We start from the raw sequence: 18129 nt of genomic DNA on the forward strand, positions 1-18129 counted from the left end.
CGTAGTTAGACGCCCAAATTTTCATAAGCCCGGATGTATGCCTGGGCATTTGCCTGCCACGTCCTCGTGGCCAATACTTCCTGCCTGCCCGCGGCGCCAAGCCGCTTCCGTAAACCGTCATCATCAAGCAATTCGTACAACACCTCAGCCAGTCCCCCGGGATCTTCAGCGTTCGCCACCCTGCCGTTTACGCCGTCGTGCACTATCTCCCGCAAGGCGTCCAGGTTGCTGGCCACCACAGGCCGGCCGGCGGCCAGGGCCTCCACAGGTTTGAGCGGCGTCACGGCCCGGGTAACAGCCAAGTCCTTGCGTGGAACCACAAAAATATCCAGCGCCAAGTGGTACAGGCGAGCCTGCTCCGGAGGGACACGCCCCGTGAAGATGGTCCGTTCCGATAGTCCCAAGCGCCGGACTTGGTCCTGAAGCGCGGGCGCGGCAGTGCCGTCCCCGACCAAAACCAGCTTCAACTGTGGCAGTCGTGGCGCAAGCAGCGCAAATGCAGTGACCAGATCGTCGAGGCCCTCGTAGTCGACAAGGCTGCTTACTGTCCCGATGTAAAGCCCGTCCGGGTCCAATCCCAAAGCCCGCCGCGCATCGCCGTGATTAAGCGGTTCTTCCAGGTACGCGCCGCCCACGGCGTTGGGGCATATCAGGATTTTGCTGTCCGGGACGCCCATGGCCACGATGTTGTGTTTCATGGATTCGCCGAGCGTCACCACGAGGTCCGCGCTCTGCATGACGTCGGCTTCGCGTTCGGTAAAGAGCTTGTACCGTTCACTCCGGCGAGCTTCCTCGCCGCGCGTCGAGGCCCACGTGTCAGCCAATTGCCCACGGACCTCGTAGGCCCAGGGGACGTCCAGGGCTTTTGCAACTTCCCGGGCCACCAGGCCGTTGACGAAGTGTGTGGTGGTGTGGAGAACCGACGGCCTGAAGTCTCGGGCAAGGGACAAGATGCCTTCGGCCTGCTGCTGTAAGCGACCATGCATGGATGGCTGCATCCGGGCAGGCAAGAGACGTTCGTAGCGCACGCCATCGACGACGTCATACTGGCGCGCTGTCAAGGCGCCGATCTGCACGGGGTAACCCAGGCGGGTTACGGCCATGGCTTCCCAACCGGCGTCCTGTTGGGCGGTGAGGATCGAGTGGCTGCGCCGGGCATAGCCACTTCCGGTGTGCGGCACGGAATTCGTCAGCAGGTGCAGGACCCTGCGCGGTTGCGGTTTCACTGCAGACGCAGTCAGCTGCGGACGCCACCCTTGGAAGACGCGGACTTCGGACTCAAGCCGCTGCCGCTGTTTTCCAGTCCCGCCCGGCTCGCCAGCGAGGACGACGACGGCGCCACTCATGTCGCCGTCGTACCACTTGCGCCTGGCGAGGGTCGCCGGAGTCCGCGTCGCCCCTGCGGCGAGGGGCAGGAAGACATCCGCCCACGCTGGCTGGCCGGCAGCGATGGCTACTTCTGCAGCCCTTCGGGCGCGTTCGCCATCAAGGCCGGCGCGGACAGCATGCTCAAACCGACGGGTAAGTCCAGCAGTGTCCCCCGCAGCGTGGCTGGCCAGCAGGAAGAGAGGACGGGCGGAATTGGGCGCCAACCTGGCCACGAAGCGAGCCAGCGGCCTAACGATCCTGGACGGCAGTCGGCGAAGGACCTGGAGGAACAAAACAAACGGCGACTCGGTGAGGTGCTCTGACACGGTTCCTGCAGTCAGCGCAATGTTCTTGAGGATTTGGATCACTTAGTCCCCCGAGCATCGGCTGGCTCCGGACTGATCAACGAGGTTATTGAGTCCATGTATCGCAGGGCCAGCTGCGCGTAGTCGGCGTTGTCCCTGACCCAGTCTCGTCCGCTGGTGCCTGAGGCCAGCCTGCTTCGGTCCTCGGAAAGCTCCCGCCATAGCTGCGCCACTGCTTCTGCGTTCGCCGCGACGACGTCGCCTCCGCCGGCTTCAATGATGATGCGTTCAGCTTCACCCCGAACCACGGCGGTGACGTGCCTGCCGATGGCCAGAACCTCGTAGGTCTTGGACGGGACAGTGGTCTCGAACGACTTCCAGTCATCTCGCAGGGAGACGATGCACGTATCGGCTTCACGGTATTTGTCCATGACTGCCTGCCCCTGCAATGAAGGGAAGAAGGTCACGGGCGCGTTGAGTTCGCGGGCCAGTTTCACCAATTGCGGACGGCTGGTGCCGTGACCTACCAATGTCAGGTGGAATCCCTCGCCCAGAAGTGCACTTGCCCTGATGAGGATGTCCAGGCGCTGGCTTTTGCCATGATTCCCGAGGTACACGGCATGAAAGACGTCCCGTTCCAAGGCCGGGGGCTCAAGGAAAGGCATGGAGTTTAGATCGAGGCCATTGCTCACGGTGACGACGTTCTTGATGCCGCGGTCCCGCAGGGTCTCTGCAAAGCCGTCGGTAACCGTGACAACCAGGTCCGCCCGCTGCTGGACGAACTCAACCACACGCTCCACCAGGCTTTTGACGCTGCCTTGCACGATTCGCGCGTCGCGGGCCAGGTCCGGCCAGGCATCCCGCATCTCGACGATGAAAGGCACCCTGCGAAGTCGCGAAAGTACGTATCCAGTAGCCAGAGTCGGCAGGCTCGGCGCGGTGGCGAGAATCGCGTCCGGTTTCTTGCCGCCCAAACCTATGGGAACGGACATCACAGCGGAGAAGAGTTGGTCAGCGAAGCGCGCGAGTGGCGATGTGCCAAGGTGCCGGAGGTAGGGCACGCGCCTGATAGTTTCGCCGTGCGGACCTTCTTGGTGGGCAAAAGCGAATCCGGCCTTTCGCCTGGGCAGATCCCGCTTGCCGTTTGGATAGTGCGCCACGGGAGCGACGACGTCGACGTCCCAGCCTGCCTTCCGGAATTCCCGGGTCAGGGACAGCCAACGGCGCTGCGGGGGGCTGTGCTCCGGCCAATACGAATGGGTGAGCAGCATTAGACGCAACGGGAATGGAGGATTTACGGCAGCCGCGTCCCTCGGGAGGGAGGTATCCATGGACTACTTGCCGTTGAGGCGGGGTCCGCGGATCCCCTTTGAGCGCAGTGCACGGAAGTATGCAAGGCCCAGCAGCAGCAACACCAAGACCGTCAGGCCTTGGACTAGGGGGTTGTTCTCCGCGACGGGGGCCAGGGCTACCTTCAACGGGCCGGTGATGTCTGCGCTGACAACTGGCGGGGCGGCGGTTTTGGTAGGAGTCGGTGTAGGGGTAGGGGTTGCCTCGGCGGTGGCCGTGTCGGTCTCCACGGGAACCTCGGGCTCTACAACGAAGTTCTCGATAGCAACATCCGTGGGAAGAGCAGGAACGGGCGAGGTAGCAGGAGGAGTCACGGGAGGTACTTCCGCGGGCGGAGCGACGGGCTCGACGACGGGCGGTACCACGGGCGCGGGAGCTGGCTCTTCGGAAGGCTGGGCAGGTGCCGGAGAAACAGGTTCCAAAGTGGGGGGAGGCGAAGAAGGCTCAATAACGGGCGGGATGACAACCGGGAATGTAGGCTCGGGCGTCGGCGATGGTTCGGCCGGTTGTTCCGTGTCCGTGCCAGGGCTGGTTACCGTGGTGGCCATGGCTGGCTGGGTGGCAAAAAAGCCAAGAAGAGCCATCAATATGACCACAAGTGCGGCTTGAACACTTTTAATTCCGGTGCCCAACTTTCCCCCCGTTGATATGTCGTACAGAACGCTAGTAGCGTCCGTTCCAGCGCGTCCACCCTGAATGAGGGTCGGCGCGGCCACCAACAGCAGGAGGGCAGCCCGATTTAGTCTAGCGTATGGATAACAGTCATTTGATTCCGTAGGATCGTCTGCTGATGCCGACCCCAAGGAATTCATGACGCTCATTCGCGGAAGCCGTCCACGCATCAAAGTCCTCCTCGCAGCACTTGTGCTCACAGCCGGAGTTGGAGGAACCGCTTTGGTTGCCCCCAGCCCTGGCACCGAGGCGACGCCACCAGCCCAGGATAAACAGCCCCCAGCGGCCCCGAAGCCAACTCCGGCTGCCCGGGCGCCGAAACCGGCAAGCTACCCAATTGGCGGCTATTTCGTTTTCGCGTCCCCCAACACTTCGAGAAACACCCAGAAGCTCACTGAAATCAAAACAGCAGGCGCTGACACTGTCATCACTTTTGGAACGCCCCTCGCGCCAGCTACCTTGGCAACGCTGCCCAAGGAGTGTGTCATCGATGGAGTGAATTGCGCCAAGGCTGCTGCAGGAACTCTGGAGGTCAACCGTTATTTCACGTACTCCGACGGAAGCGTATGGAGCAGCCAAGCCGTGAAGTGTCCTCAGGACCGCAGGATCACCAGCCAAGGCAAGGCATTCGTTGTGCTGGTCCTCCCTGCCCAAGGCAGCGGCTGCACGTCTACGAACGGGAAGTATGACGTGGTTGTTGCAGGGGGTGGCGCGGCCGGTGGCATGGATCCAGCGGCTTCCCTCGCCTTAGCGGCCACGAAACTGGGCATGAAGTTCTATGCCGGCCTGCCCCTGCCCGTAAAGAGAACGGATACGGCGTACCTCCCTGACGTTTCCTATCAGGGGACACTTGCGCTCTTCACCGAGCGCTTCCTTCAATATCAGGCAGCCACAAATAACGTGAAGGGCCTGGCTGGCTTCTATCACAGCACAGAAATGCCCGTCACCGATGGCCACACCTTCGACCCCATCCTGGATCTGTACCGGATGCAGAACCAGGCCATCCATCGAATCTTCCCCACGCGCGGCGCAATCATTAGTCCCTACCTTGACGCGCGGGTCAGCGCTTTCAGTATCAGCCTGACGGAGGCTCGAAACGGGATCCGCAGAATTGCCCAAACGGCCAGCGGACTCATTCTGAACATCGCCATCCAAGACGGCATGGGAACCGGCAAGGGAGGAGCGTTTCAGTCGAACGAAGCGAACTCGGCGGTGGACCGCTATGCGGAGAGCATCGTAGGTAAGGGCTCGTGGAGCAGTAAGTACGTGGCACCTATTCGGGATTATTTCCTGGCAGCTGCTGCGGGCATTTCCGGAACGGGCGCAGTTCTGTGGGCAAACTTGGAGGGCATGGCTCCGGCCACAGCCTCCAACCCTTGCGGTGACAGTCTCCGCGGGCAAAGCTCCAAAGCCAGGATCGATCGGCAGCTTCAACAGCTTTCCAACGCGCAGAAGATCATTTCTTTCATGTGGGATTCGTATTACACCTGCGTTGGTGCGGGCGTTCCCCTCAAAGCCCAGGTGGAGGCTGGAATTGCAACGCCAATTATTACCGACGCGACTTTTGACGCATCCACCGGCCAAGTGCGGATAACAGGCTTCAATCTTTCAGGTGGCAACGCCCAAGTGAAGTGGACCACCAAAGGCGGGCAACGCGTCGTGAAAACCGTGAAGCCCACAAGCACAAATACCGCGTACGGAGTCCAGAGCGGCATGAACCCGGAACTGGAAATGATCCTCGTGAATGTTGGCAAAACAACCCTGGCTGCCGGCCGTTACTACACCGTCAATGTCACCAACCAATGGGGTGCGGAAAACGACGCTTTCTATTCGCAACGCATCTACACAGAGCAGTCTTCCCGGGGCACCAAAGGCTAGCTCCGGATCTGGCATGTTTGTCCATTTGTTAGAATCGACTCTGCTGCTGCCAACTCTAGGAATACATGACGCATCCCCTTGATACCGAAGCCGTTGCGACAGACTCCCGTCCGCGACGTCAAAAGAGCTCCAAAAAGACGGCTCGAAACGTACTCCTCGGCTTCGCGGCAGCCGTGGTGGTCATAGGCCTAGTCTGCGGCGCCTATATCTACAATCTCGCGCAGACGTTCAACAACGGGACCACCAAGATCGAGAATGCTTTCCCGGACGAGGCGACGCGACCCACCAAGAACGTCACGGGTGCCATGAACGTCCTTGTCATGGGCAAGGACAAGAACGCGGACAGGTCAGTGGACACGGATGACTCCGCCCCGACAGACCAGCGGACCGACACTCTGATCTGGGTCCACATCCCGGCGGACCGCAAGAACGTCTTCGCAGTTTCCATCATGCGTGACACTTGGGTGAACATTCCGGGTCATGGCGAAGCGAAGATCAATGCCGCCATGGCTCAGGGCGGCGTTGCCCTGACCGTTCAGACCGTGGAGTCGCTCTTCCAGCAGCGCATCGACCACGTTGCGATGGTGGACTTCGAGGGCTTCAAGGGACTGACCGATGCGCTGGGCGGCGTGGAAGTCAACATCAAGCAGGGATTCACCCCCAGCGTGCTGAAGGGCAAGGTCACCTTCCAGGCGGGCAAGAACATGCTCGACGGCGAGAAGGCGCTGGCTTTTGTGCGTGAGCGGAAGTCGTTCCCTGATTCCGATTACACGCGCGTCAAGAACCAGCAGCTCTTCCTCAAGGCCGTCATCAGCAAGACGATCTCCCGGGACACCCTCACCAACCCGGTGAAGGTCAACAACATGGTGGACGCGATCTCCCCTTACATCAGCGTTGATAAGGACTTCGACGCCGCCACCATCGGTGGACTCGCTCTACAGTTCAAAGATCTCCGCGAGAAGGACACCATCATGTTCACCCTGCCCAACCTGGGCGTGGGCACGTCAATGGATGGTCAGTCGATCGTGCTGGCGGACAATGCCGCCATTTCGGAAATCGCCACAGCCATTGGCCAGGACAAGCTTGCAGCCTACGTGACAGCCAAGGGCTTGGGGAGCTAACAGAACCGGGCCGCGAGGACTTCAACCTCGACCGAAGATCTGTACAATTTCTGTACGTAAATACGGTCGCGTTGCTGGTAAGCCCATGACAGGCTCAATCATAGAAGCCGTCACGCAGACCAAGGCTGGCTTATCCACGTCGTTCTCCATAGGCTCTTAGCCGGATCATGGTGGCGGCATTAAGCCCGTTCAGTTTGCCAGGATTGGCGGGCGGCCGAAGTCCTCACCGCGCAAGGAAAAGGCCCCTCCCAGCAACCAGCCGAGAAGGTCGATCGCTTGTTGTAACGGGCATAACAGGTCTTATGTTGCCCATATCATTGGGCCATGGGGATTATTAATCGACTATGGCCAGGCATCTATCGGGATGTTGTATTGAACTCCATTATCGCTTCCCCACTATTTCCTACACCGCTACGGTGGCGTGCCCTTCGTGCCTACGGGATGAACGTGGAACGATGCTACGTGTCCCCGGGCGTCTGGTTTGGGAGCTCAAGGGTCAGCATCGGGGAGAGTAGCTTTGTAAATCACGGCTGCATGTTCAACACCACGGCACGAATCACGCTAGGCCGCGACTGTGATATCGCCATGAATGTCACGTTTGCAACTAGCTCGCACGAGGTTGGCGGTCCGTCGCGCAGGGCCGGCGCCGCAACGTCCGCGCCTATCGTTGTGGGTGACGGCTCGTGGATCGGGGCGGGAGCAGTTATCTTGCCCGGCGTAAATATCGGGGCAGGGGCGATAATCGCAGCAGGCGCGGTGGTAGCGAAAGATGTTAAGGCTCACAGTCTCTACGCGGGCGTCCCAGCCCGCAAGATCAGATCCCTTTCAACTGCTGAGGTACCAGCCGTCTAGCCCTTTAGGATTGTGCTCATGACTATCTGGGGGAAGATCCAAGCTGTTGAGAGTGTTGCCCGCGGCCGAAAGTACGGTTTGAGGCTGGGTCGCGGGGCAAAGATCAAGACAGTGAACGGCGCCGTGGCGGCTGGGCCGGGTGCCTTCATCGGTAAAGACACCCTTGTGGCTGTGGTCGGCAAGGGATCGCCAGCGGCTTTGAGCATTGGTGCCAGGACTCGAATTGGCGCCCAATCTGTCATCAACGTTGCCGGTGCAGTCGAAATTGGCGAAGCGTGCGAAATCTCGTGGCGGGTCCAGATCCTCGACTCGGACTTCCACTCACTCACCTATGAGGACCGGCGAACCAGCAACCCCATCAAGCCCATCAAGATCGGTAACCACGTGCTTATTGGCACAGGAGTGATCATCCTCAAAGGCGTCACTATCGGTGACGGCGCCGTGATTGCAGCCGGGTCTGTCGTGTCCAAGGACGTACCCGCGAATACCGTGGTGGCAGGCAACCCTGCAGTGCCAGTTACCCGCGTCACGAACTGGGTGTAGCCCGGCATCGCCAACCTATAATGAGGCCAACTACTGATTTCAGGGGAACCATGCTGATTGCTCTTGCATCCATCGCGACAGGGATGGATGCAGCCCAGAACAGGCATGGCAATGGGCCGAACAGGCCAGTCGCCAACCGGACTAGAAGACGGCGTCCTTCGAGATGCACCGCCTTGTGACGGCTGCTCTGGTTGACACGAACATCGGCTGAACCACTTCCTTTGGGGGACTCTTTGAAACGCATTGCCCTTGCCCTTGTCGCTGCCGCGTTGCTCACTGGGTGCACGCCTTCCGCTGCTCCTAGTGACCCAGACATCCAGAAGAAGGCAGACGCGTATGGGCAGCAGGTCCAAGACAAGATGAAGGCAGACGCTGAGGCGGCTGCCGAGGCCAGGATCATCAAGCTTGCTTTCCCCAAGGACCGTCCACTTTCAGTGTTCTACGCAGCGGACTCGCTGAGCTACAGCCTCTACAGCAGCACCGAGGACAAGGGTTACCGTCCCATGCTGAACGCTGAACTGCGGAAGCACGGCGAGATCAAAGAACAGCGCGCCACCAAAGCTGACGCGAACGCCTTGTTCAAAGCTGGGAACGTGTTGAGTGTTCCTGACTCTGGAATCGACTTGGCAATTCTCGAACTGGGGACCAATGACACACAGCGGACACCCGTCGACCAGTTCAACAAGGACTACTCAAACCTTGTGCGGAACGTAAAGCGCTCACCGAATGTGCAGATGATTTGCGTTGGCGCGTGGGGTGGTGGCGGGCAAGCGATTACCGACCCCTACGACTTCGAAATCCAAAAGGTTTGTGAAGCCAACGGGGGCCAGTATGTTGACCTTACAAAGTCATACGAACGCAAGGACACGTGGGGGCCAGATAAGACTCCCACGTGGCTTGGTCCGTCTGATAATTTCCACCCCAACGACAAAGGCCACAAGGAGATCCTGGACTTGATCCTGGAACGAATCAGGATCGTCTAGAGGCTCAGCCAGTAGGTGCCATCGCTGATGATGGTCGCTGATGCGCCCGCAGCAATGGTGATGCTCGTGACAGCCGCCGTGTCATAGAGCTGGTCTGAACCAGCCCTATGCAGCCTGATCGCGCCGCCGCCCCTGTTCTTGATTCGGTAGGTCAGCCCCGTGTTGTTCGCCAGCGTGGGGAGCGTCCACGCCGTGGTTGTCCCATTGAAGATGTACACAGAGGCATCGCGGGCGAGGGTGAGGGTGGACGCGGCAGAAGCGGTGACTGCCTGGGCAAGGCTGGGAGTCCATCCGTGGACTTCCCATGCCGCTGATCCTGAGGGGACCAGGAGCACAGAATGGCCAGGCTGGATCGTGATGGAGGTTAGAGACCCCGCTGCGGCGTTGAACGTGTCAGCGTTCGAACGGGTCAGGGTCAGGGGCGCGGCAGTTCCTCGGACGCTGATCCAATACCACTGTGCGTCACTTGAGCGCGACGTGGGCGATGCTGGGGCGATGGTCCATGACCTGCGCGCGTGCCCGCGTACACCAACCGGCTCGCCGTGGAAACGTGCGTATCCGTGTTTGTCGTAACCCACGTAGGGAGGTCGCTTTTAGGGACTGTCATGATGCCCTCGTGGTGTGCGCGATGACTGGTTTGATGACATCGCGCACACGCGCATTTCCGGTATCATTCGGGTGAATGCCGTCGGTCTAGACCGTGCCGCCCATCTGGACCTGCCCGCCGCTGGCTATGCCGTTCACGGCGGTTGCAGCGTCTGCGATGAACAGCCCGAGGCCAGCCTGTGCGACGACCTCAGTGTTGTATGCCGTGCGCACTCAGTGTTGTATGCCGTGCGCACTCAGTATTGTATGCGTGCGCCGGGTAGCGCCGTAGTTGTTCATTGCCGTGTTGGATGGGAGCCATGTCCACATGACCCCTGGCACGCCAACCTTGCGTGCTTCGGCAACGACTCGGGAGCGCTGCGCCCGGAAGGCGCTGATGTGAGGAAATAGTGATCGTTGTGGATACATCGTTAGGTGACCCCGCGGGGATAACAAGGACGTCCGCTTGATGCCCGAGTGCAGGATGTCAATTGCGCGTTCTCCGAACGTTGACATGGCCTGCCGGACCATCCGCAATTCATGTATTCGTAGGCCGTGCCGGACATGCTGGATAGTGCCTCAATGGCGGGCAGGACAAAGCCCTCATGGAGATGTGTTCCGCGCCCATCCGTAATGGAGTCCCCGACAGCCGCCACCGTTACAACCTTGCCGCGGGCTAGGTACTGGAAGCCGACAATAGGCGACTGTGACCGGTTCGTAGTGTCAGTGAAGCCTGATGTAACAGCTACGCCGTCCTGATGCCGCGCCGCCCATATGCGCCCGTCCGTGCGCCTGGCCCAGCTCGTGAGGCTGTCAGTGCCATCGCCATAGAGGGGAGGCGTGGCGTTGGCCTGCATGAAGGCGCGGGCCGCAAGCAGCGGCTTAGTTCCGCCATCTGTGCGGGCAAGACTTGAGATGCTGATCCAGTCGGTTGCGGTGTATGCGATCCTCCCGGTACCAGGGGAAAGTTCGGCATAGACGCGGGACATGCTGTTGCGGCTGCCAGTGACCCATGCCCCGGAGGCATTATTCAGGTCGGTCTTGTCTGCCATCACAGAGACTGCTACCGAGCGCATGGAGTGGGAAATCAGTAGATCTGTGTTGGCGAACAAGACGCGGACAGCGTCAAAGTGCTGCGCAAGTTCCGTGGTGATCTGGAAGGTCTTGGCCGTGGTGTTGTTGAAGGTGCCCGTGCGTCCGCCGAAGATCCGTGTCGCGATCGTGGACGGTTTGGCCCCGGCTATGGCGATGCTGTCCAGGCGGTCGCCCTCGTCATCTTTCATGTACGCCATTAGATGTCCTCCACAACAATGGCAGCGATTTCATCCGTGGCTGGTCAACCTTGATGATGACGTGCTTATCCACCAACGGCAGGCCCGCTACCGAGTCAACGAACGTGACATACGTGGCAGTAAGCTCCGCTTCCTGAAGGCGATCAGGGGCGGTTGCGTCATCGACTTTTACGTCGTCAGGGACGCGAGGGATGGTCAGATCTTCACCAACAGAGGAGTCTGTTGACCATCTCGGTCAGTCTCCAATCAGATAAAGCCCGGGATGGTCTGGTCAGCAAGAAAGGAAGGCCCAGCGAAGTACAGGTCGGCATCCGGGCGGGATGGCCATCAGCCCGACAAACGCCGGATACCCACCTGAAATGCGTTCGGATGACTGCCTGCCAGATATTTGGCCTGCATAGTGGCCCGTAAGGCCACATGGTCGCCCATGTCCTCGCCTTCCTGGCTTAGGGTGTAGTCGTGGTGGCAACTGCTTCCTGTTGGGCCACTGCGCCTCCTGGCGCCACGCTCCGCTGCAGCCTCCATTGCCGCGACGATGATCGGCTGGCCGCTGCCGATGTTCTTCAACGCGGACAAAATGGTGTCCAGCGTGCCTCTCGGCTTGGCCATCATCCGGCGGATGACGCCGGCGTTTCGTTTGCCGTCCTCGCCCGGGCAGGGGAGTATTCGTTGGTTAGGAGTGTACTGCCAGGACCGGGGCCGCCGCTTCTCGCCGAGCCTTCTTCACCACAGAAATCTCCGGCCAATCAAGGGCGTTGAAGAGGTCCGTAGAGCCAGGGTCGGGAACGTCCTCGTGAATGACAACGCAGACGCGCTCGACGCCGGCAGCAATCACGAATCGCAGTACAAGAAGGTCAGCCAAATCCCACCCGTCCAGCGGCTCTACAACGGCCACATGAGAGGTTCGATGCGAGCCCGACGCACTGGGATCGGACGAAACATCCGCTTCGGCATCTCCCACAAAGTGGATTTCCATAGTGTCGCCGCCAGTATCGGCTGCGAAGCTTCGATAGCGGAAGCGGCTGAAGCGGTCTCCCTCCAGAACGACGTACTCCTTGGGATCTTCGACGGCTAGGTTCAGCGGATCGGCGCACAGGATGTGTTGTGGTTCGATCTCTGGAGCCTCTGCGACGGACCCAAGCGCGACGGGCTCGGGCAAAGTCCCCCTCGAAACCGTCCCGTCGGCTCCGCTCGCAACAACGGAAAACAGCTCCTGGACTGGATCGATTGCGGTGGAGAGTTGTTGCTTCTCGGACGTGAACTTCACGAAGTCGTAGGAGTGCTCGGACATGATCTGCATGAACCGCGTTCTCCCCAGCCAGCCCTCCACAAACCAATTGGCGCGGGTAATTTTTGCTGCCGTGGAATCTACACGCAACTGGAGTTGGACACCACCGTCCGTGTGGAATTCCCGTACCTCTTCGCACAAGAATTCCTGGTGGTCGGTGCCGCCACGGAGGAAGCCTCGGATGATGCCCAGCATGGCCGGAAGCGCCGCGCGCGCGACGTCTGAGTGACCGCCGTCGATCCTGTATTTCGTCAGATTCGGCACGTCATGAACAAGTTCGATCAGTGAATGGTTGCTGAGCTCGTCCGAGTTTGTATAGAAGTAGTCAATTTTCCGACCCTCGGCAAAGTACTGACGCAGGCGGTCCTCGGGCTGTTCAATATCCCGGAGTGCCTTATTCCTGAACATGTTGTCCCGGAAGAACGGCTTGCTGAAGTAGTACGGCAGGTTCATTTGCGGAACGGCGAGCAGCAGCTGCGCGCCCGGGTATTCCTTCGCATAATGGATGGCGATGCTGGCGCCCTTGGAGGCTCCAAACAAGAGGATTTCGGCCGGATCGATCTTGAACCGGTGAAGCAACCCATCTATTGCACTGCACACACGGCGATAGAGGGGCCGGCCTGCACTGTCCACCATCATGTAGGACCCGGCGCTAAGGTAGCGGTCCTGGAAACACACCATCAGGGTGTCCTTCAGGTCAGTGTCCGTGATTCCTTTGAGATAACTGACGGCGTATGAGATCCGGGTGGTTGACGGTCCAAAGCCAGGGAATGTAATGAGCATTCGTGTGGGGTTGGTGGTGTTCCCGCGAAGTGAGTAAAAGACATCTCCGTGCTGTTTCACTCCATACTGTTGGTCGTACTTCACCTGCTGGGGTGTCGTGAACGCTCCCTTGCCGATCTTCAGTTCATAGGGAGCGTCGATGTCCAAAGTGAACTTGGAAGGATCGTCGGACGTGACCACAATGTTCCGGTATTCGAGTGGGAACCCTCGAGCCGGCGGTTCGATTTTATTGCCGTAGACCACCTCCGAGCCTTGAAGTAGCCGGAAGCTGACGCCCTTGTGTTGTTGCCATCTTCCGATGGTTAGTTTTGCGAAGAACGTCCCCTGGGGCAGGGTTTCGGACGCAACTCTGCGGATGCTTCCTTCCAAGCCCTTTGCTCTGATGAACTGCCGTGCAGGTGAGTTTGTTGGGGATGCAAGTAGCGTTCGAGCCGTCGCGTTTCCAAACGACGAGTAAGCTGCGGTCTTGCCCAGAGCGTAAAACCGGCGTTTGATGTGTCGAGTGATATTCATTAGAGGCTCAGCATCCTGTCCACGATTGTTGAGTTGATGCTGGTTGGATTCACACCTTGGAAGAACCGTTCGCGGCGCTTTTTGAATTGCTCATTGGGGCATAGATAGTCCTCTTGCACGATGTGATCGATCAGTTCGGAGTGTTCATGGAAAACCGGACCCAGGCCGTCTTCGAGGTAGTCCACCCGGGCTTCGTAGGGCTGGTCCCGGAAGAAGTCCGCTGCGTCCCAGTGGTAGTAGGCAATCGGCGTCTCGATGAAAGCCGCGTCGAGGACCGCGGAACTGTAGTCGGTGAACACCATTTCTGCCGAGGCTATGGCCTCCCGATAGCCCAAATGGGACTGCACAACGCGGTCGGAGAATCTGAACTGGCTTGAGCGCCTTTCCACGTTTGGATGCAGTTTCACGTGCAGGACGCGGTCCGTTTTCTGAAGGAATCTCAGCAGCGAGGGGTCGGAAATTACCGAGTCTATTGCTCGAAAGTATTCCGACTTGGCGAAGTTCTCTGCCGAGGTCTGGTGCAGGTTGAACCGCCAGGTGGGCATGAACAGGAGATGTGACGCTTCCGACTTCTCCCGGGCGAGGGCTTCAAAGCGTGGAAGGCCTGAATTGAGGGTCTCCACGGGGGCCAGGCCACCCATGTAGTCTGCTTCGAGTTTGCCCGTGGCGACAAATACGTCGAAGTATTTGGACAGGACCCAATCAGTCATGTCGTTCAACTGGATGCCGTGCTGCAGGTACACGAACCGTGAGTTCGCGAAGGACTTCCCCCGGTACCTGATGTTGTAGATCTGGGATGAAACCACTAGGTCGGAGATCAGGAACTTGTCATAGAAGTCCTTGGTGAAGATGGGTATGAGTTTGAATCCCTTCTCCTCCAACCGAGCCCAGTCTGCCGCTTTCGGGTTGAGGGCAAAGTACGCCTCCGTGAACTCGGGATGGGTCCGTATGAAGTAGTCGTAAAGGTGTTCGGCGTTGTCGTCCGCTTGGAACGGCCGGTCGAAAAAGAGAATTGTTGAACTCGGTCCGATGGGGCGACTGTAGAAGTCGTAGCTATTGGGCCGGGAATATCCAGGCCTGAGATCGCGTGGCTCGTACGACTTTTCGATGGTCAGAACTTGGGCTCCAAGGCGCAGTTGGTACAGCAACAGCGCATCTTCACTCACAGACTCGCCTTCCTTGAAGTGCACATAGGAATCACGGTGGCTTAGTTGTTTGAACAGGTGAGGATCGGTTGACGGATCGTCCAACCACCGAATCCATGCAGCCTCGAACGGCTGCAGTGGTTCCACGAATCTGACAAGGTCAACCAGCCGGTAACGGCGGACCATCTCGCTCAGGTGGGCCAAGCTGACCTGCGTGAACTTCCGTGAACGCAGGCCGCGCAAGAAGAGCGCCAAGTACCGAATCAGATAGACACGCATCTCCTTCGATGCGCTCGGGATCAGCGGAATCAAACGGGCAACTTCGGAGTCAACATGAAGGCCGATAGCCGCTTTAGTATCTGAGGCTACGGAAAATCCTGTGTTTAGGGGTTTTACTGTCCCAATTGACCAGTACAGCCGATAGCCCAGGTAGAGTGCTGACCGGTCAACATCACCGATGGCTTCAAGGGCGACTGCAAGACGACGAGTGTTAAAGGCGACTCCATAGACGTCAGTGTCACGGGCATACCGATAGGCATCGTCAAGCTTGGTGAATGCCACGTTCTTGGGGATGGCACCCGCATAAAGTACCGGCTCCGCCAGATAAACATTCCGCGGCCGGAGGTAATCCATCACGGTTGTCACGTAGGAGGACGCAAGCTGCTGCGACGTCCTCATGAACATTACGTACTTGCTCTCGATGGTGCTGCAGAGCCTTGTGACGACGTGGGTTGTGAGTGCTTCCTCGACAAGAATAACGGCGAGCTGCGATTCGTAGCGCAGTCGGGCAGCTAATAGTCGCCGGTAGGTTGCAGATTCACGGTCCAGGGTCCCAGGTTCTTCAAGGACGATGGTAAGCAGGGGCGATGAGTCGGGCATGACGGTCCTCAGTGAGTCGAAGGCACAGAGGACCCTACGGGCGCGGATCCTGCGTACCTAATTACGGTTCAAGGACACAGTGCTGACTAAGGGCGATTCGTGACGCTGGATGCACTGAAATAGCTCGTCGGCTAGCGAAGAGGCGCCTCACGGTGTGCGAACGCAAAGAAGCCACTCACGAGTCCAGGGAAGTTGGTACTCCCTCGTGACCCAGGCATTGTCAGTAGATGGCTTTGCTTCTCCGCATTGAGGGAAAGAGCGCTCGGATTGTTTCGTCCACCGCGATTATTGGAAGAAGTATGAGGGCGGCGGTAATGGACAGTACTGTCCACGCGGCATCTTGGACGCCCTCGCTTGCCGGACGCACTGGTCGCTCCGGAAACCCCTCGCCCGGATCTATTAGAGTGATCATTCTTTGAGGTTAGAAACTCTGGGAACGAAGCACCCGAGTAGTCAGTACCTGTCTTTTCAGGGGGCACTACTTGCTCAGCACACAGCCCCTGCCTAGTTGACACTGGCCTCGCTCGGATATTGGTGACCCACTACCCAGCGCTCCTGAGACATGGTTGATGACGAGCCTCGTCCAGATTGGACGCGCCTAGTTGGCTTGGATCGACGAAGCTAGTGAAGGGGGACGGATTCCGGCTCGGACTGCTTAGCTTCGAGAAGCCCCAAGAGGTACGAGCCGTATCCACTCTTAACCAAAGGTTCAGCGCGCTGACGTAATTCATCATCGGTGAGGAACCCGGAGCGCCAAGCGATTTCCTCCGGTGAACCGACCTTCAGGCCCTGGCGATTCTCAACGGTCCGAATGAAGTTGGACGCGTCGCTCAGGTCCTCGAAGGTTCCCGTATCCAGCCAAGCGGTTCCCCTTCGTAAGACCTCGACCTGAAGTTTTCCGCGCTCTAGGTACGTCTTGTTAACGTCCGTGATCTCAAGCTCGCCCCGATCTGACGGCTTAAGGTTTCGCGCGATGTCCACCACTTCGTTGTCATAGAAGTAGAGCCCGGGCACGGCGTAGTTGCTCTTGGGCAACTCCGGCTTTTCCTCCAGCGAGATTGCGCGGCCGTTTTGATCAAACTCGACCACGCCATAGGCTTTGGGGTCCTTTACCCAATACCCGAAAACTGCGCCGCCGTCGACGTCTGCGTATCGACGCAGTTGAGTGCCCATGCCCTGGCCGTAAAAGATATTGTCACCGAGAACCAAGGCCACAGTGTCGCCACCGATGTGGTCCGCACCCAGTGTGAAAGCCTGCGCCAAACCATCGGGGGAAGGCTGCTCCACGTAACTTAGGTTCACACCAAAGCGAGACCCATCTCCCAGCAGACGTTGGAACTGCTCGCTGTCATGCGGAGTCGTGATTATGAGAATGTCGCGGATCCCCGCCAAAATCAGAGTCGACAAAGGGTAATAAATCATCGGTTTGTCGTAGACAGGGACAAGTTGCTTACTAATGCCGAGGGTGATCGGATGCAGCCGCGAACCAGTTCCCCCAGCCAAGATGATTCCTCGCATGGTCAGATCATTCCGTGTTCGTATGGGCATCCGCAAACCCGTAAGGTTATGCGTCATGGGGCAGATTCTCGTAACCGGCGGCGCCGGCTTCATTGGTTCAAACTTTGTTCACTTTGTCGTTGAGCACACAGACCACGAAATCACGGTCCTGGACAAGCTCACCTACGCTGGAAATTTGGAGTCGCTGAAGGGGTTGCCCAGCAATCGTGTCCGAGTAGTACAGGGCGATATCGCCGACGGTCCGGTTGTCGAAGAGCTCGTCCAATCACATGACATAGTCGTTCATTACGCTGCTGAGTCTCACAACGACAACTCTCTACGCGATCCGCGCCCCTTTCTCGATACAAACATCATCGGCACCTACACACTCATTGAGGCAGCCCGGAAGCACAATAAGCGGTTCCATCACATCTCAACTGACGAGGTCTATGGTGACCTCGAGCTGGACGACCCAGAGCGCTTCACCGAAAGCACCCCATACAATCCCTCGAGCCCGTATTCGTCGACAAAGGCGGGATCTGATCTCCTTGTCCGTGCTTGGGTACGTTCCTTCGGTTTGCAGGCCACGATCAGCAATTGCTCCAACAACTACGGCCCCTACCAGCACGTGGAAAAGTTCATCCCGCGTCAGATCACGAACATCCTGGATGGCGTCCGGCCCAAGCTCTACGGCGGGGGGCTGAACGTGCGCGACTGGATCCACGCCAACGACCATTCCTCGGCAGTACTTGCAATCGTCGACAGGGGCCGCTTAGGTGAGACGTACCTCATCGGAGCCGACGGCGAAAGAAACAACAAAGACGTTGTGGAACTGATCTTGGAACACATGGGCCAGAGCCGTGACGCCTACGATCACGTTGTGGACCGCCCTGGGCACGACCTTCGGTACGCCATTGACTCCACAAAGCTCCGCACCGAACTCGGCTGGAGGCCGGAGTTCTCCAACTTCGAGGTCGGCATCAAGGACACGATCGAGTGGTATCGGAACAACGAACAATGGTGGCGGCCCCAGAAGGCTCAAACCGAGGCCAAATACAAGAACCAGGGGCAATAG

General features: G+C 58.8%; 16 protein-coding genes. 6 read left to right on the forward strand and 10 right to left on the reverse strand.

Annotated elements, in window-relative coordinates; all coding sequences use genetic code 11:
* Window positions 1-5: 5 nt before the first annotated feature.
* The 3 genes from LDN75_RS18965 to LDN75_RS18975 are packed head-to-tail and all read right to left on the reverse strand — an operon-like array spanning window position 6 to window position 3607.
* Window positions 6-1736: a glycosyltransferase family 4 protein gene (locus LDN75_RS18965; RefSeq protein ID WP_223934248.1), complete on the reverse strand. Its 1731-nt coding sequence runs from the start codon at window positions 1734-1736 to the stop codon at window positions 6-8.
* Complete coding sequence (locus tag LDN75_RS18970; protein WP_223934249.1) at window positions 1733-3004, reverse strand: glycosyltransferase family 4 protein; 1272 nt, start codon at window positions 3002-3004, stop codon at window positions 1733-1735. The genes LDN75_RS18965 and LDN75_RS18970 overlap by 4 nt, the downstream gene beginning before the upstream one ends.
* Before the next feature lie 3 nt (window positions 3005-3007).
* Window positions 3008-3607, reverse strand: coding sequence for a hypothetical protein (locus LDN75_RS18975; RefSeq protein ID WP_223934250.1), 600 nt, complete (start codon window positions 3605-3607; stop codon window positions 3008-3010).
* A gap of 226 nt (window positions 3608-3833) precedes the next feature.
* Between LDN75_RS18975 and LDN75_RS18980 the strand changes: the two genes are divergently transcribed.
* The 5 genes from LDN75_RS18980 (at window position 3834) to LDN75_RS19000 (ending at window position 9072) form a co-directional block, all read left to right on the forward strand.
* Entirely contained in the window at window positions 3834-5573 is a 1740-nt protein-coding gene (locus LDN75_RS18980) for a DUF4434 domain-containing protein (RefSeq protein WP_223934251.1), read from the forward strand.
* 65 nt (window positions 5574-5638) lie between these two features.
* Window positions 5639-6694: an LCP family protein gene (locus tag LDN75_RS18985; protein ID WP_223934252.1), complete on the forward strand. Its 1056-nt coding sequence runs from the start codon at window positions 5639-5641 to the stop codon at window positions 6692-6694.
* A 585-nt stretch (window positions 6695-7279) separates the two neighbouring features.
* A complete protein-coding gene (locus tag LDN75_RS24235; protein WP_275959789.1) occupies window positions 7280-7546 on the forward strand; it encodes a DapH/DapD/GlmU-related protein in 267 nt (88 codons plus the stop codon).
* A gap of 18 nt (window positions 7547-7564) precedes the next feature.
* Complete coding sequence (locus LDN75_RS24240) at window positions 7565-8089, forward strand: acyltransferase (protein WP_275959790.1); 525 nt, start codon at window positions 7565-7567, stop codon at window positions 8087-8089.
* Window positions 8090-8322: 233 nt separating this feature from the next.
* Window positions 8323-9072, forward strand: coding sequence for an SGNH/GDSL hydrolase family protein (locus LDN75_RS19000; RefSeq protein WP_223934253.1), 750 nt, complete (start codon window positions 8323-8325; stop codon window positions 9070-9072).
* Here LDN75_RS19000 and LDN75_RS19005 read toward each other — a convergent pair.
* The 7 genes from LDN75_RS19005 to rfbA all read right to left on the reverse strand — a co-directional run bounded on the left by LDN75_RS19005 (window position 9069) and on the right by rfbA (window position 17075).
* Window positions 9069-9650: a hypothetical protein gene (locus LDN75_RS19005; RefSeq protein WP_223934254.1), complete on the reverse strand. Its 582-nt coding sequence runs from the start codon at window positions 9648-9650 to the stop codon at window positions 9069-9071. The two genes, LDN75_RS19000 and LDN75_RS19005, sit on opposite strands and share 4 nt — an antisense overlap.
* A 115-nt stretch (window positions 9651-9765) precedes the next feature.
* Window positions 9766-9891, reverse strand: a complete 126-nt coding sequence (locus LDN75_RS24205) for a hypothetical protein (protein WP_263422333.1) — start codon at window positions 9889-9891, stop codon at window positions 9766-9768.
* Window positions 9892-10088: 197 nt separating this feature from the next.
* On the reverse strand, window positions 10089-10949 hold the full coding sequence (locus LDN75_RS19010) for a hypothetical protein (protein WP_223934255.1): 861 nt from the start codon (window positions 10947-10949) through the stop codon (window positions 10089-10091).
* A gap of 327 nt (window positions 10950-11276) precedes the next feature.
* Entirely contained in the window at window positions 11277-11561 is a 285-nt protein-coding gene (locus LDN75_RS19015) for a hypothetical protein (RefSeq protein ID WP_223934256.1), read from the reverse strand.
* A 61-nt stretch (window positions 11562-11622) separates the two neighbouring features.
* The gene (locus LDN75_RS19020) at window positions 11623-13533 is read right to left on the reverse strand and encodes a hypothetical protein (RefSeq protein ID WP_223934257.1); all 1911 of its coding nucleotides are present in this window, start codon (window positions 13531-13533) and stop codon (window positions 11623-11625) included.
* On the reverse strand, window positions 13533-15557 hold the full coding sequence (locus LDN75_RS19025) for a CDP-glycerol glycerophosphotransferase family protein (RefSeq protein WP_223934258.1): 2025 nt from the start codon (window positions 15555-15557) through the stop codon (window positions 13533-13535). Before LDN75_RS19025 ends, LDN75_RS19020 begins: the two co-directional genes overlap by 1 nt.
* Before the next feature lie 621 nt (window positions 15558-16178).
* Entirely contained in the window at window positions 16179-17075 is an 897-nt protein-coding gene (gene rfbA / locus LDN75_RS19030; RefSeq protein WP_223934259.1) for a glucose-1-phosphate thymidylyltransferase RfbA, read from the reverse strand.
* Window positions 17076-17130: 55 nt separating this feature from the next.
* Between rfbA and rfbB the strand changes: the two genes are divergently transcribed.
* On the forward strand, window positions 17131-18129 hold the full coding sequence (gene rfbB / locus LDN75_RS19035; protein WP_223934260.1) for a dTDP-glucose 4,6-dehydratase: 999 nt from the start codon (window positions 17131-17133) through the stop codon (window positions 18127-18129).

The sequence above is a fragment of the Arthrobacter sp. StoSoilB5 genome (assembly GCF_019977235.1).
Classification (GTDB): domain Bacteria; phylum Actinomycetota; class Actinomycetes; order Actinomycetales; family Micrococcaceae; genus Arthrobacter.

Excerpts from the sequence above, each read along its gene's own strand:
- LDN75_RS18970 (WP_223934249.1), bottom strand. The coding sequence starts at position 3,004 with ATGGATACCTCCCTCCCGAGGGACGCGGCTGCCGTAAATCCTCCATTC.
- LDN75_RS18975 (WP_223934250.1), bottom strand. The coding sequence starts at position 3,607 with ATGGCTCTTCTTGGCTTTTTTGCCACCCAGCCAGCCATGGCCACCACG.
- LDN75_RS18980 (WP_223934251.1), top strand. The coding sequence starts at position 3,834 with ATGACGCTCATTCGCGGAAGCCGTCCACGCATCAAAGTCCTCCTCGCA.
- LDN75_RS18985 (WP_223934252.1), top strand. The coding sequence starts at position 5,639 with ATGACGCATCCCCTTGATACCGAAGCCGTTGCGACAGACTCCCGTCCG.
- LDN75_RS24235 (WP_275959789.1), top strand. The coding sequence starts at position 7,280 with ATGAATGTCACGTTTGCAACTAGCTCGCACGAGGTTGGCGGTCCGTCG.
- LDN75_RS24240 (WP_275959790.1), top strand. The coding sequence starts at position 7,565 with ATGACTATCTGGGGGAAGATCCAAGCTGTTGAGAGTGTTGCCCGCGGC.
- LDN75_RS19010 (WP_223934255.1), bottom strand. The coding sequence starts at position 10,949 with ATGGCGTACATGAAAGATGACGAGGGCGACCGCCTGGACAGCATCGCC.
- LDN75_RS19015 (WP_223934256.1), bottom strand. The coding sequence starts at position 11,561 with ATGATGGCCAAGCCGAGAGGCACGCTGGACACCATTTTGTCCGCGTTG.
- LDN75_RS19020 (WP_223934257.1), bottom strand. The coding sequence starts at position 13,533 with ATGAATATCACTCGACACATCAAACGCCGGTTTTACGCTCTGGGCAAG.
- LDN75_RS19025 (WP_223934258.1), bottom strand. The coding sequence starts at position 15,557 with ATGCCCGACTCATCGCCCCTGCTTACCATCGTCCTTGAAGAACCTGGG.
- rfbA (WP_223934259.1), bottom strand. The coding sequence starts at position 17,075 with ATGCGAGGAATCATCTTGGCTGGGGGAACTGGTTCGCGGCTGCATCCG.
- rfbB (WP_223934260.1), top strand. The coding sequence starts at position 17,131 with ATGGGGCAGATTCTCGTAACCGGCGGCGCCGGCTTCATTGGTTCAAAC.